Source organism: Pontibacterium sp. (genome assembly GCF_041587635.1).
Lineage (GTDB): Bacteria > Pseudomonadota > Gammaproteobacteria > Pseudomonadales > Balneatricaceae > Pontibacterium.
The window spans coordinates 1-6301 of the sequence record NZ_JBFGYC010000209.1; the positions used below are offsets into that span (position 1 = coordinate 1).

6 protein-coding genes are annotated in these 6301 nt (G+C 50.6%); 4 read left to right on the forward strand and 2 right to left on the reverse strand.

All coding sequences use genetic code 11. The features are described 5' to 3' along the window. Positions 1-325: 325 nt before the first annotated feature. Complete coding sequence (locus tag ABYW01_RS11375) at positions 326-829, reverse strand: hypothetical protein (RefSeq protein ID WP_372832791.1); 504 nt, start codon at positions 827-829, stop codon at positions 326-328. 353 nt (positions 830-1182) lie between these two features. Between ABYW01_RS11375 and ABYW01_RS11380 the strand changes: the two genes are divergently transcribed. From ABYW01_RS11380 to speB, 4 genes are all read left to right on the forward strand, one after another. Next, complete coding sequence (locus tag ABYW01_RS11380) at positions 1183-2280, forward strand: TRAP transporter substrate-binding protein (protein ID WP_372832792.1); 1098 nt, start codon at positions 1183-1185, stop codon at positions 2278-2280. A 420-nt stretch (positions 2281-2700) separates the two neighbouring features. Beyond that, positions 2701-3708 (forward strand): TRAP transporter substrate-binding protein, encoded by a 1008-nt coding sequence (locus ABYW01_RS11385; RefSeq protein ID WP_372832794.1) that lies wholly within the window; start codon positions 2701-2703, stop codon positions 3706-3708. A gap of 120 nt (positions 3709-3828) precedes the next feature. Then, positions 3829-4764 carry a LysR family transcriptional regulator gene (locus ABYW01_RS11390; RefSeq protein ID WP_372832796.1) on the forward strand — a complete coding sequence of 312 codons (936 nt, stop codon included), beginning with the start codon at positions 3829-3831 and terminating at the stop codon, positions 4762-4764. Positions 4765-4890: 126 nt separating this feature from the next. After that, entirely contained in the window at positions 4891-5868 is a 978-nt protein-coding gene (speB, locus tag ABYW01_RS11395) for an agmatinase (RefSeq protein WP_372832798.1), read from the forward strand. A gap of 76 nt (positions 5869-5944) precedes the next feature. Here speB and ABYW01_RS11400 read toward each other — a convergent pair. Further along, on the reverse strand, positions 5945-6301 hold a 357-nt coding region (locus ABYW01_RS11400), incomplete at its 5' end, for a BCCT family transporter (RefSeq protein ID WP_372832800.1).

A 6301-nucleotide genomic window follows, 5' to 3' on the forward strand; every position in this document is an offset into this window, starting at 1 on the left:
CAATGCAAGCTCGACAAAGAACATCACGCCATTTATCGCGAGCAGAGCCAAGAGGGTTTTTCTCTCAAGCCTCTCAGCTTGATCTGAACCACATCCACAACCAGACATCTGGAACACCTAATAAGACTCATATCAGATTTTTTTGATCATACACAGGAGGGCATCTTCTATACATCAGAAATGACAACAATGGGTTGGAAAACGATCTGCTGCTTGCTACAACATGGGTCGCTTACGGTACAGAGCGGACCTTCGATTACCAGAGGTATAGTATCAGACGCTGTACGTCCTTATTGCACAGCGTCCGGTAGAGGGTAACCCTGCTTCACTTAGACCACATGTACTTCTGGTGTTGCATCATGTGATTCATCATCATTTGCTGCATGGGGACGTATTGATCCATCATGTACTGGCGCTGTTTCACTTGCTCTGGGGTAAGCTTAGAGTAGTAACCACCCATATGCCCCCATCCCATCATCGGCCCGCCTTTCATAACCCCTGACCCCTTTCCCTGATTACGCATACAGCAGCCCATTCCGCTACCAGGTTCCCATAGATCGTGCATGATCTGCATGTTGTTCTGCATGGTAGCCCAGTGCTCATTCAGCAACTTTTGTTGCTCCTGCGCTGTTTGAGCTTGACGAATTTTCTCCATTTTCTCGTGCATCATATTCATATTTTCCCATGCTTTAGTCATTCGCTTATCGAATTCCTGTACGCTTGGGGTTAACTGGTTCGCCTGAGAGCCTTCTTCGGCGGCTGCCTGAAATGGTACAGCCGACAGCACTGTGATGGAGAACACAGTTGCCATGATTGTTTTTTTCATCATTCCAGTCCTTTTGTTGGAAACTCAAGGGTAGTGTAGTCAAAAGCTCATTCCCGAATGTTTACTAACGCTATATTTTGAAGTTAGGACAGAAATATCTCTAAAGCCGGCTTTTTAACGTCAGTTGACGATCAAGCGAAAGCAGCGAATGACCGCTTTGGGTTGATCCATTGAATCCACAGTCGGAACCCGACTATCCATATAATGCGTGTCGTCGTTTAAGGGTTTCCAACTAACCCTTCCAGATCGGAGCTCGATACCTATATTTTCCAGCGTTTTATCCACCTAGTTTGGCGAACCAATAGATTCAGACCTAATCTACCTAGAGCCGCTGTCGATCTATCAAGGAGCTGAGCATGAGCCGGAAAAGTATCCTTCTACGCCAGATCCTGGTCCTAGGGGTGAGCTTGACGACCCTGCTGAACGTCTCATCGCTGAGGGCAGCGGACACAGTCAAACCAGTGCTATTAAAAGTCCCCCTCGCCTTTCCGCCTACACTACCAGCGGTAAAAAGTTCAATACTGTGGGTCGCGGATCAGGCGTCGCTGATCAGTAACGGTTCACTGAAAGTGAAGACCTATGAACCGGGGAAACTGGTTCCACCGTTCGAAATACTCGATGCTGTATCCAACGGAAAGGTGAATGCGGGATTTTCCATTTCAGGCTATTGGGCCGGCAAGATACCGGCAGCCAATATATTCTCTTCAGTTCCCTTCGGGCCAGAGAGCGGTGAGTTTATGGCTTGGCTCTATTACGGCAACGGGCGAGCACTCTATCAGGAGATGTACCAACAGGCGGGGTATTCAGTGAAAGTAATCCCCTGCGCGATGCTGGCACCGGAAAGTGGTGGCTGGTTTAAGCAACCGATCAACACAGCAGAGGATCTGAAAGGCCTGAAGCTTCGCTTTTATGGACTTGGCGGTAAAGTGTTCAGCAATTTAGGGGCTTCAGTATCGTTGATCCCCGGATCGGAAGTGTTCCCGGCACTGGAACGGGGTGCCATCGATGCCACCGAGTTTTCCCAACCCGCCATCGACCAGATGCTGGGGTTTTATAAGGTGGCTAAATACAACTACTTCCCCGGCTGGCATCAACAAGCCAGCGTCATCGAGCTATTGATCAACCAGAACAGTTGGCAAGATATGCATCCCAGCCAACAGGCCACGCTGGAAGCACTGTGTAAAGCGGCGATGACCAACACCCTGGCCCAAGGTGAGGCAATCCAATATCACGCTATGCAAAAAAACGTTAAAGAAAGGGGCGTCACCAACCTCTATTGGAGCCCGGAAATGCTGGCGTTATTCGAAGACACCTGGCAACAGGTCGTCACCGAAGAGTCTAAAGACCCCTTCTTCAAGAAGGTCTGGGAAGATCTGGCAACATTCAGGGCTAATTATAAGATCTGGCAGCGACACGCGTTTCTACCTCGGGATACAGGGGACTCTGCTCAATAACGAACGCCTCAACCCACAAAAAGATAAAACGCTGATATGTTGCTCCTTGTTCCCAGCCAGTAGATTTGAAGTTTTCGATAGGCGGCACAACCACTGTGCAACTTACAGGTGCCGCTATAGCTAACAAACAGCAACAACGCGCTTCCGCTTTAAAACTCTACACTTCGCCCGTGACTCGCACTTTCTGAACAACTAGACATCTAATTTAGATAGTGACCGGACGCAGCCAACTTTTAGGCTCTATAGCCTTCATCCAAGATGATTGTCATATAGTATTGTTTCCTAAAGCCGCAACTAAACAACCGAATGTTTGCATTTATTCACTAGAGGGTTTGGCGCAGGATGATTCCAGACTGGTTAGACAAAGCGGCCACTCCGCCGCAGGTCTCTGGAGATCAACACAATCACTCTGAGGTAGATATGAAGTATAAAAATAATAATGCCGTAGCCTTATCCCTGACCGCCGCCCTCCTCTTCAGCAGTAGCTCTTTCGCTGCAACCACCTGGAAAATTGCAGGTGGTGATTCCGAAGGCAGCTCTCAACACGCCTTTGGCCTGAAATTTGTCGAACAACTGGAAGCTAAAACCGATGGTAAATACACCGGCCAGTTGTTTATGAACAGTCAGCTGGGTAGCGAGCAGGATACCGTCGTTGAAGCCGGACTCGGCACGCTGGATTTCTCTATCCTTGCGATTAATAACGTTACCCCGTTCTCCCCAAAAGTGGGCGTATTTACACTGCCTTATGTGATTCAAAGCCTTGAGGAAGCGGAACTGCTGACACAAGGTGAGGTGGGTGCAGAACTGGTTGAAAATACCGTTGAAGATGCCGGCGTGAGGATTGTCGGTTGGGCTTATACCGGTTTCCGTGTGCTGACGAATTCCAAGCAACCCGTGAAAACGCTGGAAGACCTTCAGCAGATCATTGTTCGTGTACCTAAAAACGAGATCATGATCGACACCTACAAGGCGTGGGGTGGCAATCCAACCCCGATGGCGTGGTCCGAAACCTTTACAGCGTTGCAGCAAGGCGTGGTGGATGGTCAGGACAACCCGTATGTCACTGTTGATGCGATGAAGTTCGATACCGTGCAGAAGTATGTCACCAACATCCGTTATATCTTCTCCATCGAACCGCTGATCATGAGTGAAGCCCTGTTTCAGGAACAAAACCCGGAAGTACAACAGGCCATCATTGAGGCTGGGAAAGCAGCCACGAAACACAGTGCAGAGTTCCTGACCGCAAATGAAACCCGCATCAAACAACAGCTGGTCGAAAAAGGCATGATCATTAGTGATCCCGCTAACGGTGAAAAGGAATGGATCGATAAAGCCACTACCGCCGTGTGGCCAAAGCATTACGAGAGCATCGGTGGTAAAGACAAACTCAACCGAATCCTCCGTCTTCTAGGCCGCGAAGAGATTTAAGCGCACGACGAAGTAACACCTGAAATGATAAGTAACGCCTGAATTCGCCCTGTCGACTATGTCGACAGGGCTTTTTTCGGTTACTCTGAAAAACATCCTCTCATGACCCAGCTTACGCCTATGAAACGAACCAGCCTCTCCGGACAAATTGCTGACATCGATCTGAAACTGCTACGGATTTTCAAAACCGTGGTGGAATGCGGGGGCTTTTCAGCCGCCGAGGTCGAACTGAACATTGGTCGCTCGGCAATCAGCCGCCAGATGTCCGATTTGGAAACCCGCCTCGATATGCATCTGTGCCAACGGGGCCGTTCGGGGTTTCAACTGACAGACCACGGCCGCCTTGTCTATGAAGCGACACAAGAACTGCTGGTTGATCTGGAGAAGTTCCGAGCGAATGTGAATGCAGTGCACAGTCGCCTGATTGGTGAGCTGACTCTAGGCCTCACCGATAACCTGCTGACCGACCCCAACTCGCCGGTGGTCAATGTACTGGGCACATTTCACCAGCAAGAACCTGAGGTCAAAATAAACCTGCAGGTTGCAGCACCCAATGAGGTCGAGCGCGCGGTCATCGAGGGGCGATTCAATATGGGCATCGTACCTCAGCACCATGACCTGCCCGGATTGAAGTACTATGACCTGTACGACGAAACATCCCTTTTCTACTGTGGGCGGAATCACCCCCTGTTTGATGTTCCCAGCGATCAGCTCAACATCGACACCGTGAGTCAGCATGACTTTATTGCACCGGGTTATACCCATTCAGTGATGCTGAAGGAACAATTCCCGCAGCTTAACGCCAGTGCCACCTCCTATCAGGTGGAAGGTATCGCCACGCTGATACTCAGCGGGCAATATATTGGTTTTCTGCCCAAGCATTACGCCAAACTCTGGAGCGACCAACAGCTTATGCGTGCACTGCTGCCAGACATCCTCAATTATCAGGTGCCTTTTAAGATTATCGTTAGACGAGATTCGCGACCCAATCTGCTACGTGAAGCACTTCTCGAAGCCTTCAAACAACCGGATAAACCCACCTCCGGCCACGTTTAACCGTTAAACAACCAGCCCAGCTCGAATAGTTTCCTCTTTAGGAAACTTTACCTGCCAGATTTGCCATTTATTGCACCTTCCTCAACTCATACAGTGAACCTTTACACTTCGAGTTGAGGAACCAAAATGCCAGATCAATCAGAACTCAGCTTCAGTCCTCTCGCGTCTGAATCCGTTCCCCGCTATGCCGGCATTGCGACGTTTATGCGTCTGCCCCACTACACGATTGCCGAAGCAACACAGGCCGACATCGGCCTGTATGGCTTGCCATGGGACGGCGGCACAACCAACCGTGCCGGTGCCCGACATGGTCCTCGACAGATTCGTGATGCATCAGCGCTGATGCGTAAGGTTCACCCCGTCCTTAATCTCAGTCCATTTAAGTTGGCCAATTGTGCCGACTTTGGTGATGCACCGGTAAACCCGCTGCAGATCGAAGAAACGCTGGAGATGATCGAAGGCTTTGTGTCCGAGATGGTGGAACACAACATCATGCCCCTCGGTGCCGGTGGTGATCACCTTGTCAGCCTGCCCGTTTTAAGAGCACTGGCGAAGAAGCACGGCCCACTGGGCATGGTGCACTTCGATGCTCATACGGATACATGGGATCGTTATTTCGGTGCATGCAAATATACCCACGGCACGCCCTTTCGACGCGCGATAGAAGAAGGCATTCTTGATCCAAAGCGCGTGGTCCAGATCGGTATCCGAGGCGGACTCTACAGCGAACATGACGATGACTGGGGCCTGGCGCAAGGTATCCGGGTGATGCGGATGGAAGAGTTTACCGAACTCGGTGTTAATAAAGCATTGGAGGTTGCTCGCGAGGTAGTGGGCGATCAGGCAACCTACATCAGCTTTGATGTGGACTGCCTCGATCCTGTGTTCGCTCCTGGTACCGGTACCCCGGAAATTGGCGGCCTGACTACCGTTGAAGCCCAGCAGATGGTGCGGGGATTACGTGGTCTGAATTTGATTGGTGCTGATCTGGTAGAAGTGTCGCCGCCGTTTGATCCAAGCGGTGCAACCGCGCTGGTCGGTGCCACACTCATGTGGGAAATGCTCTGTCTACTGGCCGAGAAGGTTGATCAGGACAAACAATAGCCATCAACGTCTCACAGAAAACCCATAAAAAAAGCCGGCTTACGCCGGCTTTGCCACATGTCTTGTTGTTAAACCTTTAAACCTCGGTTTTCAGGCCTTTGTAGATGCTGACACACATCAGCAACAGGATTGCCGTGAACGGCAGACCCGTTGTAATCGCACCGGCCTGCAATGCGGTCAGTGCTTCTGAGCCACCTCCGTACAACAGTACACCTGCGATAACACCCTGCAGTACCGCCCAGAAGATACGCTGTGGTACTGGCGCATCCACTTTACCGCCTGCGGTGATCGAGTCGATAACCAACGAGCCGGAGTCAGATGAGGTAATAAAGAATACCAACACCAGGATGATTGCCATCGCAGAAGTAATCTCTGCCATCGGCAGGTTTTCCAGCATCTGGAACATCGCCAGCGATACATCACCCAAGCCACC